Raw genomic sequence first — 19,378 nt, 5'->3', positions numbered from 1 at the left:
CAGAAGGAACTAAAGCGTGGCCAACATCAAGTCGCAGCAGAAGCGCAATCGCACCAACGAGCGCGCTCGACTGCGCAACAAGTCGGTGAAGTCGTCGCTTCGCACCGCCGTCCGCGCGTTCCGCGAGGCCGCCCACGCCGGCGACAAAGACAAGGCCACCGAGTTGCTGGCGGCGACCACCCGCAAGCTGGACAAAGCGGCCAGCAAGGGCGTGATCCACAAGAATCAGGCGGCCAATAAGAAGTCGGCCCTGGCGCGCGCGCTCAACAAGCTCTGAGCCCCGCTCACCGGTTTCGATTGGCGGCCAGCTCGGCCACCGTCCTGACCGCCGACTCCAGCGCGTAGTCGGCGTCCGCCACGGCGCCCTTGACGTTGGCGTTGAGCGTCGCCACCACCTTTATCGCCGCCGCGACGCTGTCGCGCGACCAATGCCGGGCCTGCTTCTGGGCCTTCTGCACCCGCCACGGCGGCATGCCCAGCTGCGACGCGAGCCGATAGGGGTCGCCCGACAGGGGCCCGACCCGCCCGATCGTGTGGATGGCTTCGGCCAGCGCGTCGGCGAGCACCACCAGCGGCTCACCGCGCAGCATCGCCCAGCGCAGCGCCTCGGCGGCACCCGCGACGTCGCCGGCCACCGCCTTGTCCGCGATGTCGAACCCCTTCACCTCGGCCTTGCCGCTGTGGTAACGGCGGACCGCGGCGGCGTCGACGACGCCGCCGGTGTCGGCGACCAACTGCGAACAGGCCGCCGCGAGCTCCCGCACGTCGGAGCCGACCGCGTCCAGCATGGCGGTCACCGTCTCCTCGTCGACCTTGACCCGCAGCGCGCGAAACTCCTTGCGGACGAAGTCGACCCGCTCGCTGACCTTCGTGATCCGCGCGCACGGATGCACGATGGCGCCGAGCGACTGCAGCTCGGTGGCCAGCGCCTTGGCCCGCCCGCCGCCCGAGTGGACCACCACCAGCATCGTGCCCAGCGGAACGTCGGCCGCGGCGGAGGCGATCACCGCGGCCGCCTCCTTGCCCGCTTCCGCGGCCGCCTCCAGCACGACGATCCGCTCGTCGCCGAACAGGGATGGGCTCAGCAGTTCGGCGAGCTCGTAGGTGCTGACGTCGCCCGCCCGCATGCGGCTGACGGGAATGTCCTCGACGCCGGCCCGCTGGCGCGCCGACCGCAACACGTCGGCCACCGCTCGCTCGACCAGCAGTTCCTCGTCTCCCAGGACCAGGTGCAACGGCGAATCCTCGCTCACCCCTCGATGGTGTCACGACCGACCGACTAGACCACCCCGGGATCCAGCAGGCTGGACATCCACCAAGCCAGCGCGCAGACGACGGCCGCGGCGCCGAGCCAGCGCCTTCCCCTTCGCCGGGCGACCACCACGACGATCAGCACGGTCACCCCGGCGACCAGCAGCACCCCCGGCACGCCGGACGGTACGGGCACCGTCGCCGCCGGGGCGCCGGCCGACCACCGGGCCACCCGCACCACCCACCACAGCTCGGGGCCGGTGAAACGGATCAACAACTGGGCCCCGGACGGCCACGGCACGCTCAACACGGCCGCCGCGCTGCCCAGCACGGTGATCGGCGCTATCACCGGTGCCGCCCCGAGATTGGCCGCGACCGCGACCAGGCTGACCCGCCCGGAGATGCCCGCCACCAGCGGGGCGGTCACCACGTGCGCCGCCGCGGCGATCGCCAGCGCGTCGGCCAGCGCCTTGGGGCAGCCTCTCCCCATCAAGCGCCGCGACCAGCCCGGCGCGATGACCACCAGCGCAGCGGTCGCGGCCACCGACAGCGCGAAGCCCACGTCGACGGCCAGTTCTGGGGCCAATGCGAGCAAGCCCAGCACGGTGGCGCACAACGCCGGGATGGCCTGGCGGCGCCGCGAGGTCAGGATGCCGGCCAGCGCGGCGGCGCCCATCACGGCGGCCCGCAGGACGCTCGCCGTCGGTTGCACGACGAACACGAACGCGACGAGGGCCAGGCCGGCGAGGACGACAGCCGCCCGAGGTCCGATCACGCGCGCCGAGAACAACACGGCCCCGCAGACGATGGTCACATTGGCGCCCGAGACCGCCATCAGGTGCGTCATGCCCGCCGCCCGAAAATCGCGGTCGGTCTCGGCGGTGACCGCCGAGGTGTCACCCAGGACCAGGGCGGGCAGCATCGCCGCCTGCTCGGCGGGCAGCGTGCCGTGCACCGCGGCGGCGAAACGGCCACGCACCGTGTGGGCCGCCCGCTGCACGGCCCCCGCCGTGCCCATGACGGGGCGGCCCGACGCGTTGAGCACCGCGACGGTGAGGTCGCGGCGGGTCGGGTGCCCGATCCGCGCGGTGAACCGCACCGGCCGGCCCACCATCAGCCCATCGGCGTTCGATTCGAAATCCTGGGCGCGCGCGAAGACGACCACCCGGCCGGAGATCTGGTCGTCGCGCAGGCGCTGCAGCGTGGCCCGAAACACGAGTCGCCCGCGGCCCAATGACACCGGGCTCTCGCTAGGGGTGACCGTCACCGGGGTGGCAGTCCCGAACGCCGCGGTGATGGGGTGGCGCTCCACCGCTTCGGCGCGCAACGCGACCGCCAAGCCGAATCCCGCGCCGGTGACGCCGACCGCGAGCAGGCCGACGGCGACGGCCCGCAACCGGCCGGATTCTTCCGGTCGAAACGCGGTGCGCCAGACCAGCGCGCCGGCGCCGGCGGCCAACACCAGGCAGCACGCCGCCACCGCCCGGCCTATCGGCCACCAGATGCCGGCGGCGGTCACCACCCAGCAGGTGAACGCCGCCGGCAGCAGGCGCGCATCAATGCGCGCGCCCGATTCAATGGCGCCGGGCCGGTGCACAAGTGTCAGACACGGACGAGGGCGCGCAGCTTCTCCAGGCGCGCCGGGCCGATGCCGTCGACATCGGCGAGCTGGTCGACGCTGGTGAATTTGCCGTTGGCCTGCCGCCAGGCCACGATCGCCGCCGCGGTGACCGGCCCTACGCCGGGCAGCGCGTCCAAGTCCTGGGCCGTCGCGGTGTTCAGGTCGAGGGTCTCGCCGGTCTTCGGCTTGACCGAGCCAGTCCCCGGCCGCGGCGGCTTCGACGTCGGCGTCGAACCCGCGGCCACCGAGCTGCCCAACGCCGTCGGCTGCCCCGGGGCGGGCACCAGCCCCACGACGATCTGCTCGCCATCGCCGAGCGGGCGCGCCATGTTCAGGCCCACGGTGTCCGCCCCGTTCACCGCACCGCCCGCGGCCTGCAGCGCGTCGGCGACCCGCGCGCCCGGTGCCAGGGTGACCAAACCGGGGCTGTGCACCAGGCCCACCACGCTCACCACCACGGGCCGGTCGGGGCCCGGGTTGGGGCCGGCCGACGGCTTGGGGCCGACCGTCGACGCCTTCTCCACCGGCGGCAGCTTGGCCGACATCACCGGCGCGGGCCGGTCCCGCAGCAGCGTGAACACCGTGACCAGGACGGCTAGAGCGGCCACGATCGCCAGACCGATGGCACCGGCTCGCCCCGGGTCCGCGCGCAGCCTGGCGATCCACCCCCGGTCCGGGGCCGCATCGGGCAGCCATCGTGGCAGCAGCGAATTCTGGTCCTCGTCCGCGGCCTCCCCCGGCGACGTCCACTGCGCGCCGTCGGGCTCGGCGTCCGGTTCGGCACCGAGTCGCCGCTGGAGGCGCTCGGCGGGAAGTTCTGTCCGCATGCGCCGACCGTAGGTGTGCCCCGCGCCGGATCGGCGCCGCGGACGGCGCCGCGACCGGCGGCTGTGGATTAAACCGAGGCTGTGCACAACCGCTCCACGCGATGGGTCACTATGGAACCAGGAACGCATCGCCAGAACCGGGCACCCATCCGACGCTGGTAGTCACGTTCACCCCCGACGACAGGAGGCCGCCGTGCAACTGGCGCTCACACCGGAGGAAGCCGCGTTCCGCGACGAACTCCGCACCATCTACACCACGAAGATCCCGGAAGAGCTGCGCGAGCGGGTGCGCAAGGGCTCGGCGGAAGTGAAGCACGACGACATCGTCACCAGCCACAAGATCCTGCACGAGCACGGCCTTGCGGTGCCGAACTGGCCGGTCGAGTGGGGCGGCAAGGACTGGACGCCCACTCAGCACCAGATCTGGGCCGACGAGATGCAACTGGCGTGCGTCCCCGAGCCGCTGAACTTCAACACCAAGATGGTCGGCCCGGTGATCGCCGAATTCGGCTCGGAGGAAGTCAAACAGCGCTTCCTGCCGCCGACGGCCAGCCTCGACATCTGGTGGTGCCAGGGCTTCTCCGAGCCGGAGGCGGGTTCGGACCTGGCGTCGCTGCGCACCACCGCGGTGCGGGACGGCGACAGCTACGTCGTCAACGGCCAGAAGACCTGGACCACGCTGGGTCAGTACGCGGACTGGATCTTCTGCCTGGTGCGCACCGACCCGCAGGCACCCAAGCGTCAGGCCGGCATCTCGTTCCTGCTCTTCGACATGAAGACGCCGGGTGTGACGCTGCGGCCCATCAAGACGATCGACGGCGGCCACGAGGTCAACGAGATCTTCTTCGAAGACGTCCGCGTACCGGCGAATCAGCTTGTCGGAGAAGAGAATAAGGGCTGGACATACGCGAAGTTCCTGCTGGGCAACGAGCGCACCGGCATCGCGGGCGTGGGGCGGACCAAGGTGCGCCTCGCCGAGGTGAAGAAGCACGCCGCCGCCACCGGGGTGCTCGAAGACCCCCTGTTCGCGGCGCGGCTGGCCGAGGCCGAAAACGAGCTGCTGGCACTGGAACTCACCCAGTCGCGGGTGGTCACCGACTCCGCGAACGGACAGCCCAACCCCGCGTCGTCGGTGCTCAAGCTGCGCGGCAGCCAACTGCAACAGGTGGCCACCGAACTGCTCGTCGAGGTGGCCGGGCCGGACGCGCTGCCCGCCGACGGCGAGGACATCTCGTCGCCGTCCTGGGCGCAGCACAGTGCGCCCCATTACCTCAACTACCGCAAGACGTCGATCTACGGCGGCAGCAACGAAGTGCAACGCAACATCATCGCGTCCACCATTCTGGGATTGTGAGGCAGCCATGGATTTTCAGCTGAGCGACGAGCAGGGCCTGCTCCGCGACACAACCCGCGAGCTGCTGGCGCGCGCCTACGACCCGGAAAGCCGCAACAAGATCATCGACACCGATCTCGGGTGGAGCCGTGAGGTGTGGAGTCAGCTCGCCGACACCGGCATCCTCGGCCTCGGCTTCGACCCCGACGAGTCGGGCCAGATCGAGATCGCGGTCGTGCTCACCGAGGTCGGACGCCGACTCGCCCCAGAACCGGTCCTGCATGCCGCGCTCGGGCCCGGCGCGCTGATCGCCGAGCTGGGCAGCGAGGAGCAGAAGCAACTGCTCGACGAGGTCGCGGGCGGGCAGCGGTTGCTGGCGTTCGCCCACCTGGAACCGGGCCGGCGCAAACCCTCCGCCGACGTCACCACCAAGGCTGTGCGGCAAGGTGATTCGTGGACGATCAGCGGCCGGAAGAACCCGGTGCTCGCCGGCGACTCCGCCGACACCTTGGTGGTAAGCGCCGCCCTGCCGGACGGCGGCACCGGCCTGTTCCTGGTCGACGCGGCCGCGGTGACGCGGCACCCCTACCCGACGTTCGACGGACAACGCGGCGCGCAGGTCGACCTGGACTCCGTCGTGGCCGAACCCTTGGGGGAAGCGGCCGACGCGGCGCAGGCCATCCGCGGCGCGATCATCCGCATCCAGTCGGGGCTGTGCGCCGAAGCGGTCGGGGCGATGGAGGAAGCGCTGCGACTGACCACCGATTACCTGAAGACCCGCAAGCAGTTCGGGGTCACGCTCAACAAATTCCAGGCACTCACCCAGCGCGCCGCCGACATGTACGTCTCGCTGGAAATGGCCCGCAGCATGAGCCTCTACGCGTCGATGTCGATCGCCGACGGCAACCTGGACCCGGTGATCGCCTCGCGCGCCAAGTTGCAGATCGGCCGCTCGGGCCGGCACATCGCCCAGGAGTCGATCCAGCTGCACGGCGGAATCGGCGTGACCGCCGAATACCCGGTCGCCCACTACGCGGCCCGGCTCACCGCCATCGAGCACACCTTGGGTACCTCCGGCGACCACCTGCACAATCTGATCGACCACATCGGCGACTACGACTTGGCCCGGCTCTAGCTAATGGCGGCGCTGTCCGACAGAGTCGTTGAGTTCCTGTCAGCCGGCACCCGTACCGGCATGCTCGGTTACGTCGCCGCCGACGGCCGACCGCTGGTGGCGCCGGTGTGGTTCGTCGTCGACGATGGGCAGCTGGCGTTCACCACGGGCCGTGACACATCGAAAGGCCGTGCCCTGGCGCGTGATCCACGAACGGTGATCTGCGTCGACGATCCCCATCCGCCGTATTCGTTCGTTCAGGTGCAGGGCGTCGCCGGGGTCGGTGAGGACCCCGCCGACGTGCTGAAAATCGCCACCCGGACCGGCGCGCGGTACATGGGCGCCGACCGTGCCGAAGAATTCGGCCGCCGCAACGCCGTTCCCGGCGAACTGGTCGTGCGGGTGCGCCCGACCAAGGTCATCGCCGGTTTCGACATCAGCGACTGACCGCCGCACATCAGCTCGGCTCGGGAGCCGCGACCGGTCCCGGACTCGGCTCTGATTCCGCGTCGGGCAGCTGACCCACCAGGTATTCGGCGAGCCCCCCGATGGTCGGATAGTCGAACACCGCGGTCGCGTTGATCGTGAACTTGCCGCCGAACTGACTGTGCAGCCGGTTGCGTAGCTCGATCGCCATCAGCGAATCCGTGCCCAGATCCAGGAACCGGCTGCTTGCGGCCGGCGGTTGCGCCAGCCGCAAAAAGTTCTGCACCTCGCGCTGAAGGAATTCGGTCACGAAGCCGGCGCGCTGCGGCACCGGCACCTCCATCAGCTGCTTGAGCAACTCACTGTCGCCGGTCACCTCCCCGATCGCACTCGGCAAGACGAGGTCGAGGATCGGTGGGCGCGAACCGCCCAGCACCTTCGCGGCGCGCTGCCAATTGGCCTTGATGACGGTGGCCTGGCCGGTTCCATTGGCGACGATCTCGGCGAGTGCACCGAGCGCGGCCGGCGGTTCCAGCGGAATCAGGCCCTGGGCACTGATATTGGCGGTCGCCGCCTCCGAGGACGCCATGCCGCCCTGAGCCCACGGACCGAAGTTGACACCGGTGGCCGGCAGACCTTGCGCCCTTCTCCGCGCGACCAGCCCGTCGAGAAACGCGTTGGCCGTCGCGTAGTTGGACTGACCGGGCGAACCGAACAGGCTCGACACCGAGGAGGACACGATGAAGAAGTCCAGATCGTCGTCCTTGGTCAAGCGGTCCAAATGCCCGGCCCCGAACGCCTTGGGCACCAACGTTGTTCGGAATCGCTCCAGGTTCTGCTGGGACAGCAGCGCATCGTCGAGCACGCCGGCCAGATGCACCACCCCGGCGAGCGGCGGCAATTCCGCACGGATCCGATCCAGCAGCCGCGCCACCTCGGACTCGTCGCCGACGTCAGCGGTGAAGACGTGGACGCGGCACCTGTAGAGCTCGGCGATCTCGTCAATCCGCCGTTGCGCGTCCGCATCGGGCGCGCGTCGGCTGGTCAACACGAGGTCGCCGGCGCCACGCTGGGCCAGGAACGACGCCGTGTGCAGGCCGATGGCACCGAGTCCACCGGTGATCAGGTAGCTTCGATCCACCCGCGGCTGAAGCGGATTCGGCATCTGCAGCACGATCTTGCCGATGTGCCGGGCTTGCTGCATCCGGCGGAACGCCGTCCTGGCCTCGGTCACCGGGTAGATCTCGGCGGGCAGGGGCGTCCAGTCGCCCTTGGCCAACCCGTCGGACACCTCGGTCAGTAACCCGCGGATGCGCTCGGGCTCTTGGAAGGTCACGGTGTCCAGCGCGACGATCTCATAGGCGATGTCGGGACGGGCCTGCGCCATCTGTTCGGGAGTCCAAATGTCGCGCTTGGCGATCTCCGCGAAGCGGCCATTACGGGCGGTGGCCCGTACGGTCGCTTCGATGAAGCCCTCGTTGGTCAGGCTGTTGAGCACCACGTCGACACCTGCGCCGTCGGTGTCTGCGAGGATCTGGTCGGCGAAATCGGTTGTGCGCGAGTCGTAGACGTACTCCACACCCAGTTTGCGTAGCGTCGCTCGCTTGTAGGTGCTGGCGGTGGCGAAGACGACGGCGCCGTGGCGCTGGGCAAGCTGGATGGCAGCCAGCCCCACGCCACCGCTGGCGGCGTGGATGAGCACTCGGTCACCGGGCTTGAGATCTGCCCAGTCGAACGCGAGCCGGACCGTCAGCGCCGCGGCGGGAATCGTGGCCGCGTCGACCGCACTCACTCCGTCCGGAATCCGCGCCAACAACTGGGCCGGCACGTTGAACCGGCTGGAAAACGCGCCCTGCATGAACCCGTACACACGTTGGCCCACCTCGAGTCCGCTGACGCCGCCACCCAACTGCGTGACGATGCCCGCGAAGTCACCACCGATCGGCCCGGGATCGCCCGGGTAGAGGCCCAGAACATTGAGCACATCGCGGAAGTTGAGGCCCGCCGCCTCCACCCGAACCTGCACGTAGCCCTCATCCGGTGGTGGGACGTTCGTCTCGGTCAGCCGAAGGTTGTCGATCGCACCGCGTTCGGTGGGCGCAAGGATGTAGTCGGTCGAACGAGGCACCGCCAGGTGACCGCTGCGCGCCCAGGGCAGGAGGCGGGAAGCCAGCAGTTTTCCTTGTCGCAGCGCGAGTTCCGGCTCGTCCGGCGGGCTGGCCAACAAGCCGGCCAGCACCACAACCGCCTCCTGCGATCCGTCGCAATCGATCAGCCTGCAGCGCAGCGCCGGTTCCTCGTTGATCGTGGTGCGCCCGAAGCCCCACAGCGCGGCCTGCACCGGGTCGACCGGTTCGCCGGACTCGGTCGCTACCGCCCGCTCGGTGACGATCCACAGCCCGTTGGGCAGTTTCACGTCACCGCGTTGCGAAGCGTGTACGGCGCTCAGCAGGTTGGCGATTTCAGTCTCGACGCGCGCGGCGGCGCCAACACTCGACTCTCCTTCATGGCATCCCATGCTGCGCCAGACGACGCCGCAGACGGGCACTCCACGCTCATGCGCCGCAGTGAGGAGTTCCCCTAAGGGCTCCGGATCGGTGCTGCGGTCGAACGGGATGCAGCCGGGCACGTTGGCTGCCAGTTCGTCGAATCCGGCGATCAACCAGGTGCCGTTCTCGGTGCCTTCGGTCGGCTCAGGCGTTGCCACCTCGTGCCAGCCGAGGGTGTAGAGCAGCCGGGTGGCATCGCCGCCGAGGCCACGAAGAAGCGCCTCGCGCGGTGCCCGCTTGACGGTGAACTCGCGAATCCCGCCCAGGTGACGGCCATCCCGATCGACGTAATCGAGATCGAAGACCTGCGTTTCGCTGTCGAGCGCGCTCTCGTGCCACCTTGCGCGGCAGTAGAACCGTCGAGGCATCTTCTCCCGCAGCGCCACCTGCCCGTACCGCAGCGGCAGGAACAGGTCGTTGACGCCCTGTTCGGCTGCCAGAAGTGCCGGGAACGCCGGGAAGGCCACTCCGGTGCACAAGTCCATCAGCACTGGGTGCATCGGCTCGGTCCCAAGGTGTTCGGCGAGCTCTTCTCCGACGACGATGTCGCCGATGGCCTCGCGCTCACCGAGCCACAGTGACTTCAGGGAACCCGACCAGGTGGGCCCCCATGCCAATTCCAAGTCGGCGAAGGTCTCGAACAACTCCTGCGGACGCATGCGGTTCAATCGCTCGATCGCTTCGTCGAGCGGAACCGCTTCATCGCAGACAAGTCCGTCAGTGTCGTCCGCCATGCCGCTCACGACGGTGCCTTCAGCGTTCAAGGACCACTCGGCACCGCGTTCACCGTACGGGCGGCTGTGCACTTGGAACTTGGATTCACCGCCGTCCTGCCGCGGATGCAAGGTCAGCTGCACCTCGCGAGAGCTCTTCTCCGGCAGGATGATCGGCTCGTAGAAAAAGACGTCCTTCACTCGTGCCGGCGCACCGACCGCGGCCAGCGCCATCGCCGCGTATGTCGCTCCGGGTACGACGACGGTGCCATAGATCACGTGGTCGGACAGCCACGGCTGCGACTTGACGGACAATCTGCTGGTGTAGACGGAATCGCCGGAGGCGAGGTCTTTCACATTACCGAGGATTCCGGATACCGCCGGACCGTCCACCGAGACGCTGGACGTCTTGGGCCAGAACCGGCGGCGCTGGAACGGATAGGTGGGCAATTCCAGTCTGCGATGCGGCTGACCATGCACCGCAGCGAAATTGGGGAGGTGGCCGCCGACGTACGCGGCGGCCAAGGCGTCGGCGATCTGACGCCGGTCGCCGACGCCCTTCCGCAGTGAGACGATTGCTCGCGGCGCGGCCAGATGCTCCGGCCAGACCTGCACCGCTGCCGCGGTCAGCACGGGCTGCGGTCCGATCTCCATCAACACGGAGCAGCCAAGTGCCGCCACCGTGCGCACGCTCTCGGCGAACTGGACCGGCTGCCGGGAATGCCGCCGCCAGTATTGAGCGTCGAGCGGCGTCTGGGCGGTGAGCACCGCGCCGGTCCGGTTGCAGACCAGCGGCATCGTCGGGGCGGCGGCCGGCAATTGCGCTGCGTACGACTCGAATTCGTCGAGCACCGGATCCAGCAGTTCTGAGTGGAAGGCGTGGCTCGTCTGCAGCCAGGTGCAACGGATCCCCTCCGCACCGAACGTGGCGACGATAGGTTCCAGATCTTCACCCGGACCCGAAAGCACGGTGTTGGGCCCGTTGTAGGCGGCGACCGACACCCGCGGGAATTCGCCGGCCACCTCCTCGACGCGTTTGGCGTCGGCGAACACCGCCAGCATCCGCCCACCGTCGGGCAGGCTGCCGAACATCCGGCCGCGCTCGGCCATCAGCCGGGCGCCGTCCTCGAGGCTGAACACGCCCGCCACACAAGCGGCCGCGTATTGACCCACGCTGTGCCCCAACACCACATCGGGTTCGATGCCCCAGGACTGCCACAGCCGGGCCAGGCCCATCTCGACCGCGAAAAGCGCTGGCTGCGCAAACGACGTGTGCCGCAGCCTTGCTCCGGCTTCGCCGCCGGTTTCACGATCGGTGGCGAACAGCACCTCGAGCAATGGATGCGGCAGTATGTCACTGACCGCGTCCGCACAACGCGTCACGGTTTCGGCGAAAACGGGCTCGGTGTGGAACAACTCACACGCCATCCCCGGATACTGGCTGCCCTGGCCGGTGAACAACCACGCCGTCGTCGGGTGGTGTGCGTGCTCGCCACGAACGACACCGGGCCGCAGCCGGTTCTCGGCCAATTCGGCCAAGGCCTCGCGCGCACCCTCGACAGAATCCACGACCAGCGCCGCGCGGTGTTCGAAGTGTGAACGGCCCGCTCCTGCGGTAACGCACAACTCGGCGAGGTCCGCATCCGGGTGGTCGCTGAGCCAGTTCTGGTAACGCAGCGCCAGTGCCGCCAGTGCTTCCGGTGACCGCGCGGACAGGGCCAGCACCTCTACCTGTTCGGCCCGAGCTTCCGCCGACTTCGCCGCGACGTCGTCGGCGAGGTCTTCGTCGGCGGGTGTGGCTCGTGTCGGAGCCTCCTCGACCAGCACGTGCGCATTGGTGCCGGTGAATCCGAAGGAGCTCACGCCGGCGCGCCGGGGTCTGCCGTTGGTCTGCCACGGCAGGGCCTTATCCACGACCCGCACGGGCAGTGAGTCCCACGGTATGTGCGGGGACGGCTGCTCGAAGTGCAGGCTTTGCGGCAGCACCCCGTGCTGCAACGACAACACGACCTTGATCAAACCCGCTGCGCCCGAAGCCGATTCCGTGTGCCCGATATTCGTCTTCACCGATCCCATCAGCAGCGGCCGGTCGGCATCACGCCCGACACCGTAGGCGGCCGCGGCCGCCTGCACCTCGATCGGGTCACCCAGCGGCGTACCCGTCCCATGCGCCTCGAGGTAGTCGACGTCACCGCCGGCCCAACCGGCGCGAGTCAGCGCTGTCCCGATGAGCCGTTGCTGCGCACCACCGTTGGGCACCGTCAAACCACTGGAAGCCCCATCTTGGTTGACCGCGCTGCCGGAAATGACCGCGCAGATCCGGTCGCCGTCGCGCTCGGCGTCGCTCAGTCGTTTGAGTACGAGAATCCCACAGCCTTCACTGCGCACGTAACCGTCGGCGGAGGCGTCGAACGTCTTGCATCGCCCGACGGGGGAAAGCATCCGCGCGCGGGAGGCGGCGATGACCGTCACCGGAGAAAGCAGGACGTTCACCCCGCCCGCCAGCGCCATGTCGCAATCACCGGAGCGCAGTGCATGGACGGCCTGATGGACCGCCACCAGCGCCGAGCTGCATGCGGTGTCGACGGCCATGGCCGGCCCCTCGAGCCCCAGCGCGAAGGCAACCCGACCGGAGATGGCATTGAGCGCATTGCCGGTGATGAAGTGCGGCTCGATCTTGTCGATCGACTCCGACGACAGCAGATGCGCATATTCGTTGGCGGCCACGCCGGCGAAGATGCCGGTTCGGCTGCCCCGCAGCGACGCCGGTGAGTAGCCGGCGCGTTCGAGACCCTCCCATACCGTCTCGAGCATCAACCGCTGTTGCGGCTCGATCCAGACAGCCTCCCGCGGGGAGATGCCGAAGAATTCGGGATCGAATCCGTCGATTCCGTCGAGAAATCCGCCGAACCGCGTGTAGGTCTTGCCCGGCGTCTCCGGATCCGGGTCGTAGAACTCGTCGATGTCGAATCGGTCCTCCGGCACCTCCCGGATCGCATCGACTCCCTCGAACAGCAGCTCCCAGAAGGCTTCCGGGTCGGGCGCGCCGGGGAAACGGCATGACACCGCAACCACCGCGATCGGTTCATCGCTGCGTGCTGTCACCGGTGACGCTGGCCGCGGGGCCGGTTTGGCCTGGTCGGTGAGCTCGAGCACGTCCCCGAGCAGGTAGTCGGCCACGTCGGACAACCGCGGGTGATCCATCGCCAGGGTGGCCGGAATGTCCTTGCCCACCCCCTGCTCGATGCGGCGCCGTAATTCCACGGCCATCAGCGAATCCATGCCGAGGTCGAAGAAACCCGCGTCCTCGCGGATCTCCGCGGCGTCGACGCGCGTCACCTCCGCTACGGCGTCACGCAGATAGTCGGTGAGAAGTTTCTTGCGCTGCTGCACCGGGGCGGCGGTAAGCCGCTCGACCAACGGGGTCTGTCCGGCCGGCGCCAAAGCGGGCTCAGGAGAGGGCGCCTCGCGCTCCAACTCCGCCAACAACGCCCGCCTACCCGCCTGCTGGTAGAGCGGCAAGAAGCGCGCCCAGTCGATGCGCGCCACGACTTCCTGTGCGCGGCCATGCGATGCAGTGCCCGCAAGGACGTCGGCCAGACCCGCGAGTGCGTCGGCGGGTGACAACGTCCGGATCCCTCGCTGATCCAGCCGCGCACGCGATTCCGCGTCAGCCATACCCGCCGACCACGGACCGAAATTGACGCTGAAACCGGGGACCCCCTGCTCGCGCAGGCGCCAGGCCAGCCCGTCGAGAAAGGCGTTCGCCGCGCCGTAGGCGGTCTGGCCGAATCCGCCCCACACCGAGGCGATCGAGGACGTGCTGACGAAGAAGTCGAGCGCGAGATCAGCCGCCGCTTCGCTCAAATGCCAAGCGCCCCAGACCTTGCCGGCGAAGACGCGATCCACCTCGGCGTCCTCCAGGTCGCTGAGCGGGGTGGTACCGATCTCGCCCGCAGCGTGAACGATGCCGGCCAGCGTTGGCAGCTCCGCCTGCACACCCGCCAGCAGGCGCGCGACGTCGTGCGCATCGGCAACATCGGCAGCGACCACTCGGACCTGGCAGCCGTGCTGTTCGCACAGTGCGTCGATGCGCTGTTGCGTGGCAGGGCTTGGTGCCCGCCGGCTGGTCAACACCAGATTCCCCGCGCCCTGCGCGGCCAGGTACCCGGCGATCTCCAGCCCGATCGCACCCAGCCCACCGGTTACCAAATACGTTGCGTCGTCGCGTAGTTGAAGCACCGTGGCGCCCGGCGGCTCGGTGCGCCGAACCAACCGGGGAACGTAGACCGCCTGACCACGCAGCGCGAGCTGGTCTTCCCTGATCGCCGAGCCGGGGGGCGTCGTGATCCGGTTGACGAGCTGGGACCATTCGTCGGCGGTGCCTGCGCCCAGATCGGCAAGGCCGCCCCACAAGTGCGGAAACTCCAGCGCCGCGGCACGACCGAATCCCCACAGGCAGCTCTGCTGCGGCGCCACGGTGTCCGCGTCGACAACTCGCTGTGCGCAGCGGGTCACGACCCAGATAGGACTGCGCAGTTGCGCGGAGACCGCGGCCCGAAAGAGGCGCCGCGTTCCCCCAAGGATCCGGTGTTGCATCCGCAGCAGTGACCGCATCGACGGTGTGGTCCCGGCCTCCAGGGCCGCGACATGCACGATCCGAAGCGTCGAATTCTCTGCTGCGGCAGCGCGCAAGACCTGCGCGAGCTGATCTTCGTCCGCGTCCGACATCGGCAGCCCGACGACCCGGTGTTGGTGGTTATGGGCAACCAGCACATCGACCAACGGCCGAACGGCGTCGGTGTCGTCCCCGACGACGACCCAGGTCGATTCCCCGGCCGCCCCAGCGCGGGAAAGCGCGGCGGGCGATTTGTCCCAGCGGATCTCGTAGCGGTCGTCCGCGATGGACGCGCTCGTGCGCTCTTGGTTGTGTTGCGCCGCAAGCTTGGCCAGCACATCCAGGGTCTGCTGATCGGCGCTCGCACCGTCGAGTAGGGCCGCGAGTTCCTCGAGCCGGCCGTCCTCGAGGAGGCGGACGGCCTGGGTGCGCTCGGCACCGGGCCGTGGTTGGCCGGCGTGATCCAAGCCGTCGATGCTGTCGCACGCCCGATCGTCCCGGAACCAATATTGACGGTGCTCGAACGGATAGGTCGGCAGGTCGAGCTTTCGGGCGTGCGGCCGCCGTAAAGCGTCAAAGTCGGGCAGGTGGCCCAAAACATACGCGTCGGCGACGGCTTCGGTGATCTGCCGGTGGTCGGCGGTGTTTCGGCGCAGCGACGTGATTGCCTTCGGCGCGGTGGCCGGGTCGGGCCATGCGGCAAGGGCTGCGGCGGTGAGCACCGGTCGCGGTCCGATCTCGAGCAACACCTTGCAGTCCAGCTCGGCAAGGGTGCGCACACTCTTGGCGAACTCCACCGGTTGCCGCGCGTGGCGGCGCCAATAGGCGCCATCGAGCTTCACGCTGCGTCCGAGCGCGGCACCGGAGCGGTTGTCGATCAAAAGCCGTTGCGGCGTCTCGAAATTGAACCGCCCCGCATACGATTCGAATTCGTCCAGGATCGGGTCCAGCAGCGCCGAATGGAACGCGTGGCTGGTGTCCAGCCAGTCACACCGCACACCGTCGGCCGCCATTCGAGCCACGGCCTGCTCCAGATCCGCAGCGGGTCCGGACAAAACGGTGTTGGCGCCGTTGTAGGCCGCGACCGAGAGGCTCGGAAACTCGTCGGTCAGGCGCTCGACGCGCTCGGCGGCGGTGAACATCGCGACCATCCGCCCCCCGGTAGGCAGAGTTCCGAAGAGACGTCCGCGTTCGGCGATCAGCAGGGCGCCGTCCTCGAGGCTCAAGACGCCAGCGACGCAGGCCGCCGAATACTGGCCGACGCTGTGGCCCAGCACCACATCCGGCTCGAAACCCCACGACTGCCAGAGCCGGGCCAGGCCCATCTCGACCGCGAACAGCGCGGGTTGTGCGTAAGAGGTCAGTTGCAGCGTCGCTTCGCCGTCCGGACTGTCTACGTCGAAAATGACTTCCAGTAACGGCTTTTCGAGAACATCAGCGACCGCGGCAGCGCAACGATTCAGCGTCTGTGCGAACACCGGCTCGGTGTCGAACAGCTCGCGGGCCATCCCGGGATACTGGCTGCCTTGACCGGTGAACAGCCACGCAGTCTTCGGCGCGTCACGAGATTCTCCGCGGAACAGACCCGGTGCCGGGCGGTCGTCCGCGAGTGCGCCGAGTAGCTCCATGGCGGACTCCCTGGAGTCGACCACCAACGCGGCCCGCTGCTCCTGATGCGCTCGCCCGGCCCCGGCGGTGAAGCACACGTCCGCCAGGCTCGCCTCCGGGTGCTCGCTCCACCAGCTGCGGTAGTTGTCGGCGAGGCGGACCAGCGCGGCGGGCGTTCGTGCCGAGAGCGGAAGGATGCTGAACAGCCTTGCGTCCCTGGGCTGCTCGGCCGGAACCGGAGCCGAGGGGGACGTCGGCTCGGGCGCCTCCTCGAGAATGACGTGAGCGTTCGTCCCGGCGAAACCAAACGAGCTGACTCCCGCGATGCGGGGCCGCCCGTTGCGTTCCCAGGCGGTGGCCTCCTTGACGACCTTTACCGCAAGCCGGTCCCACGGAATGTGGGGCGACGGGTTCTCAAAGTGCAGGTGCTGAGGCAGCAACTCGTTCTCGAGCGAGAGGATCACTTTGATCACACCGGCGATGCCCGCGGCGGCTTCCAGGTGCCCGATGTTGGTCTTCACCGAACCCATCAGCAGCGGCTGGGCGGGGTCGCGTCCTGCGCCGAGCACTTCGCCCGCGGCCTGCGCCTCAATGGGGTCGCCCAATGATGTACCGGTGCCGTGCGCTTCCAGATACCCGACGTCGCGGGGTTCGAGGTCGGCACGCTTCAGCGCGTCGGCGATGACCCTTTGCTGCGCAACACCATTGGGCACCGTCAACCCACCCGATGCGCCGTCCTGATTGATCGCGCTGCCGCGGATCACGGCCCGAATCCGGTCGCCGTCGCGAATCGCGTCCTCGAGGCGCTTGATCACGATAACGCCGCATCCCTCGCCGCGCACATAGCCGTCGGCGGCCGCGTCGAAGGTCTTGCACCGGCCGTCCGGCGCGAGCATCTGCGCGCTGGAGAAGGTGATCATGGTCGCCGGGGTGAGCAGCACGTTGGCACCGCCGGCCAGCGCGAGGTCGCATTCGCCGAGCCGAAGCGCTTGGCACGCCTGATGGATCGCCACCAGCGACGAGCTGCACGCCGTGTCGACGGAGACCGCGGGGCCCTGCAGCCCCAAGCGGTAGCTGATCCGGCCCGCGGCCGCGGCGTTAGACGTCCCGATGGCCATGTAGGCCTCGATCTCGGGGTAGGTCAATTCGTCGGATGCCATTCCGAGGTAGTCGTGCGTGGCCAAGCCGACGAAGACACCCGTGTTGGTGTTGGCCAGAGCCGTGGGCGCGATGCCTGAGTGCTCCACCGCGCGCCATGCCGTCTCCAACAAGATCCGGTGCTGCGGGTCCATCATTCTGACCTCGCGCGCCGACATACCGAAGAACGGCGCGTCGAAACCCGTTACGTCGTCGACGAAACCCGCACGACGGGTGACGACCTTGCCGGGCGTCCCGGGTTCCGGGTCGAAGAACTCGTCAACGTCCCACCGGTCCTTCGGCACCTCCGATATCGCGTCCCGGCCCTGCCGCAACACATCCCAGAACTCGTCCGCATCCGCGGCACCCGGAAAACGCGCCGCGTAGCCGACGACCGCAAAACCCCCTGACCGCTGATTTAGACCTTCGACAGATGCCATGCGCTTGTCCTCCTTGGCCGGTCGCGATGGGTTCCTGCGGGAGGCCGGTTGCGCGCTCGAAGAACCATCTCCGAATACCGGCACTGCAGTCGCAGCGCCCGCACCGCGTGACAGCCTTGCAGCCGCCGCCCTAGGTCCCCTCCCGGCCGCTCGATCGAACAACGGCCCACCGGATCCGTCAGAGTGTAGGCCTTGATCGGCGCACCCGGCGACGCCGCTCGCGGAGAGGGTTATCTTGGTGTCGCCAACGTGGTCGGACGGAGCCGGTCAAACCGAGGAGGACGTACTTTTGCGAATCGGGAAGATTACGGTCGGCGCACTCGATGACTGGACGTTGACCGCGGGCTCGGTCACCTCTTGGCACCCAACAGCCGCGGCCAGAGCGAAGGTCCGCCAAGCGCCGGTCAGTTCCGTCCCGGTCAGCTACATGCAACGCCAACATCTTCGTAACTACTGTGAGCGGACGGCCGCGGGGCTCAATTTCTCCCGCCAAATCATCGCGACCTGTCAAGTGCCTGGGAAGTGCGATGTCGCAGCCATGAACCACGCCGTCAATACTTATTTGCGCCGGCATGACACGTTCCGCAGTTGGTTCGAGCACACCGGTGACGGAGAGTTTGTCAGGCACACCACCAGCGATCCCGCGGATATCGAATTCGAGCCGGTCAATTTCGGCCAGATGACGGTTGACGAAGTGCACGCTCACGTCGTCGCCATCCCGAACCCACTGGAGTGGGGCTGCTTCACCTTCGGGATTGTCCAGAGCGAGGCCCATTTCACGTTTTTTGCCGCCATGGATCACGTCCACGGAGACGCGACGTTGATCGGCACCACGATGATGGAGGCCAATGGAATGTACACCGCGTTGAGCGGAGGCGGTGAGGCCCTCGTTCTTCCCGATGCCGGCAGCTTCGACGATTTCTGCATTCGCGAGCGCGAGTACACGTCCACCTTGACCGTGGATTCGCCCGAGGTGCGCGCATGGATTGATTTCGCCGAGAACAACAATGGCGGTTTCCCGGAATTTCCACTCCCACTCGGTAATCCGTTGGAGTCCAGCAGCAGCGCCATGGCCTCCGAACTTCTGATGGACGCGGCGCAGACAGAACGGTTCGAATCAGCCTGTGCGGCGGCCGGCGCGCGCTTCGTCGGCGGTTTGTTCGCGTGCTTCGCCCTGCTCGAGCACGAGTTCACCGGCGCACTCACGTATTACGGGCTTACCCCCAGGGACTCCCGGACAGGCGCCGACAATTTCATGACCCAGGGCTGGTTTACCGGCCTGATTCCGATCACCGTGCCCATAGCCGCGGCCTCGTTCGGCGACGCCGCGTGGGCCGCGCAGACTTCTTTCGATTCCAGTCTGGACATGGCGAGGGTGCCCTACTACCGCGCATTGGAATTAGCGCCGTGGTTGAGCTGGCCGCAGCCAAACTTTCCGGTCTCCAACTTTTTCCACGGCGGCGCCGCCCCACTCAACGCCATTCTGGCCGCAGCCGACCTGGGCCTGGCGGACAATATCGGAATTTATCCCGACGGCCGCTATTCATACCAATTGACCATTTATATATTCCGGTACGGCGAGGGCACGGTCATGGCGATCATGCATCCCGACAACCCGGTCGCCGAGAAATCAGTTTCGCGTTACATGTCGGCGATGAAGTCTGTGTGCGGGCGGGTCGCCGGTAGCGGGCACTGGGGACGCGTCGCGTAGCGTGGAGCCACTCGATGGCTAGGGCCTATC

At 68.2% G+C, this 19,378-nt stretch carries 9 protein-coding genes; 5 read left to right on the top strand and 4 right to left on the bottom strand.

Annotated features, from left to right (window positions below):
* Nucleotides 1-16 precede the first annotated feature (16 nt).
* The gene (gene rpsT, locus ACEL92_RS09045) at nt 17-277 is read left to right on the top strand and encodes a 30S ribosomal protein S20 (RefSeq protein WP_163679804.1); all 261 of its coding nucleotides are present in this window, start codon (nt 17-19) and stop codon (nt 275-277) included.
* A 7-nt stretch (nt 278-284) separates the two neighbouring features.
* Here rpsT and holA read toward each other — a convergent pair whose 3' ends face one another.
* From holA to ACEL92_RS09030, 3 genes are read right to left on the bottom strand one after another with little or no spacing between them, the layout of a single operon-like run.
* Nucleotides 285-1,235, bottom strand: a complete 951-nt coding sequence (gene holA, locus ACEL92_RS09040; protein WP_374026134.1) for a DNA polymerase III subunit delta — start codon at nt 1,233-1,235, stop codon at nt 285-287.
* 44 nt (nt 1,236-1,279) lie between these two features.
* Nucleotides 1,280-2,848 (bottom strand): ComEC/Rec2 family competence protein, encoded by a 1,569-nt coding sequence (locus tag ACEL92_RS09035; protein WP_374025252.1) that lies wholly within the window; start codon nt 2,846-2,848, stop codon nt 1,280-1,282.
* A 5-nt stretch (nt 2,849-2,853) separates the two neighbouring features.
* Nucleotides 2,854-3,699, bottom strand: a complete 846-nt coding sequence (locus ACEL92_RS09030) for a ComEA family DNA-binding protein (protein ID WP_374025251.1) — start codon at nt 3,697-3,699, stop codon at nt 2,854-2,856.
* A gap of 193 nt (nt 3,700-3,892) precedes the next feature.
* On the opposite strand from ACEL92_RS09030, the gene ACEL92_RS09025 reads away from it, so the two are divergent.
* From ACEL92_RS09025 to ACEL92_RS09015, 3 genes are read left to right on the top strand one after another with little or no spacing between them, the layout of a single operon-like run.
* Nucleotides 3,893-5,053 (top strand): acyl-CoA dehydrogenase family protein, encoded by a 1,161-nt coding sequence (locus ACEL92_RS09025; protein ID WP_374025250.1) that lies wholly within the window; start codon nt 3,893-3,895, stop codon nt 5,051-5,053.
* A 7-nt stretch (nt 5,054-5,060) separates the two neighbouring features.
* Nucleotides 5,061-6,167: an acyl-CoA dehydrogenase family protein gene (locus tag ACEL92_RS09020; RefSeq protein WP_374025249.1), complete on the top strand. Its 1,107-nt coding sequence runs from the start codon at nt 5,061-5,063 to the stop codon at nt 6,165-6,167.
* A 3-nt stretch (nt 6,168-6,170) separates the two neighbouring features.
* Entirely contained in the window at nt 6,171-6,593 is a 423-nt protein-coding gene (locus tag ACEL92_RS09015; RefSeq protein ID WP_374025248.1) for a PPOX class F420-dependent oxidoreductase, read from the top strand.
* Nucleotides 6,594-6,603: 10 nt separating this feature from the next.
* Here ACEL92_RS09015 and ACEL92_RS09010 read toward each other — a convergent pair whose 3' ends face one another.
* Nucleotides 6,604-17,637 (bottom strand): type I polyketide synthase, encoded by an 11,034-nt coding sequence (locus tag ACEL92_RS09010; protein ID WP_374025247.1) that lies wholly within the window; start codon nt 17,635-17,637, stop codon nt 6,604-6,606.
* 289 nt (nt 17,638-17,926) lie between these two features.
* Here ACEL92_RS09010 and ACEL92_RS09005 point away from each other — a divergent pair, with 289 nt between their 5' ends.
* On the top strand, nt 17,927-19,348 hold the full coding sequence (locus tag ACEL92_RS09005; RefSeq protein WP_374025246.1) for a condensation domain-containing protein: 1,422 nt from the start codon (nt 17,927-17,929) through the stop codon (nt 19,346-19,348).
* Nucleotides 19,349-19,378 lie beyond the last annotated feature (30 nt).

The sequence above is a fragment of the Mycobacterium hainanense genome, from assembly GCF_041890355.1.
Taxonomy (GTDB): Bacteria; Actinomycetota; Actinomycetes; order Mycobacteriales; family Mycobacteriaceae; genus Mycobacterium; species Mycobacterium hainanense.
This window is presented reverse-complemented; position numbering and strand designations above follow the sequence as displayed.

Excerpts from the sequence above, each read along its gene's own strand:
- ACEL92_RS09030 (WP_374025251.1), bottom strand. The coding sequence starts at position 3,699 with ATGCGGACAGAACTTCCCGCCGAGCGCCTCCAGCGGCGACTCGGTGCC.
- ACEL92_RS09020 (WP_374025249.1), top strand. The coding sequence starts at position 5,061 with ATGGATTTTCAGCTGAGCGACGAGCAGGGCCTGCTCCGCGACACAACC.
- ACEL92_RS09015 (WP_374025248.1), top strand. The coding sequence starts at position 6,171 with ATGGCGGCGCTGTCCGACAGAGTCGTTGAGTTCCTGTCAGCCGGCACC.
- ACEL92_RS09010 (WP_374025247.1), bottom strand. The coding sequence starts at position 17,637 with ATGGCATCTGTCGAAGGTCTAAATCAGCGGTCAGGGGGTTTTGCGGTC.